The following is a 1,400-nucleotide window of genomic DNA, read 5'->3' as shown; positions in this document are numbered from 1 at the left end:
GGGACTATCTCACTAACGGTGTATCCGGCGGTTTCCTTTAGTAGTTTTCAGCTGCCGGGAATCGGTCGCTGAAGGTGATGGCGAAGGCGTTCAAAGCGGGCTTCCAACGCACGGCCCATCGGGTCCTGCCGGCACCGGTCGGATCGAGGGATCTGGTGACGAGATACAGGCACTTTAGCGCGGCCTGCTCGGTTGGGAAATGACCGCGTGCCTTCACGGCCCGCCGGTACCGGGCGTTGAGCGATTCGATGGCGTTGGTCGAGCAGATCACGCGSCGGATTTCCACGTCGTAGTCCAGGAACGGGGTGAACTCTTCCCACGCGTTCTCCCAGAGCCGGACGATCGCCCCGTATTTCCTGCCCCACCGCTCCGTGAGCTCCTCGAGTGCCGTCCGGGCGGCCGCGGCGTTCGGGGCTGTGTAGATGGGCTTCACATCGCGTTTGAGCGCGTCCCAGTCCTTTTTCGAGGTCAGCCGGAAGGTGTTGCGGATCAGGTGGATGATGCAGGTCTGCACCGTCGTCAGCGGCCAGACATTGCCCACCACTTCCGGCAGGCCCTTGAGTCCGTCGCAGACCAGGAAGAAGCTGTCTTTCACACCACGGTTCTTGATGTCAGTGAGAACGCTCATCCAGAACTTCGCGCCCTCGCCGCCGGTCCCGGCCCACAGGCCCAGAATGTCCTTCTCCCCGTCCAGGGTGACGCCAATGGCGGCGTAGATCGGCCGGTTGGCGACCTGACCATCGCGGATCTTGACCACAATGGCGTCGATGAAGATCGCCGCGTAGACCTCATCCAGCGGCCGGTTCTGCCACTCATTCATCTCCTCGAGGACCCTGTCCGTGATCCGCGAGATGGTCTCCCTGGAAACGGAAGCCCCATAGATCTCGGCGAAGTGCGCACTGATCTCGCCTGTTGTCAGGCCCTTCGCGTACAGCGAGAGGACCATCTCATCCACCCCATTCAGCCGGCGCTGGCGCTTCCGGACAATGACCGGCTCGAACGTGCCCGCCCGATCCCGCGGCACGTCTATGCCCACCGGCCCTGTGGTCTCCGTCAGCACGGTCTTGGACCGGGTCCCGTTGCGGGCATTGCCCGTCTCTTTCCCGGCCGCGTCGTGTTTTTCATAGCCGAGGTGCTCCGTGAGCTCCTCATCCAACGCGGTCTCTATGACCGTCTTGGTCAGCTGTTTGAGCAGCCCGTCAGGACCAGTCAGAGACAGTCCTTGTTCCCGGGCCATCCTCACCAGCTCACGGGCGGCCTCAGCCTCCGAATCTTCCTTCGGTTTCGCAGTGGTGTCCGCAGTCTTCACGGCATCCAGTGTCACCGGCATATCCAGCTCATTCCTGCCAAGCAGACCGCCTGGCGTGTCGAGCCGGATACACCGTTAATTCCACAGTCCC

Annotated in this window: 1 protein-coding gene; it reads right to left on the bottom strand. The window is 62.5% G+C overall.

What is annotated here, in order from left to right; translation table 11 throughout:
- Positions 1-37: 37 nt before the first annotated feature.
- Entirely contained in the window at positions 38-1,330 is a 1,293-nt protein-coding gene (locus AC1DGI_RS18200) for an IS256 family transposase (protein ID WP_476899836.1), read from the bottom strand.
- Positions 1,331-1,400: the final 70 nt, after the last annotated feature.

The sequence above is a fragment of the Arthrobacter sp. 05N428_2 genome (genome assembly GCF_056397065.1).
The sequence above is the reverse complement of the archived record's forward strand: the minus strand, read 5'-3'. Positions and strand labels throughout refer to the sequence as shown.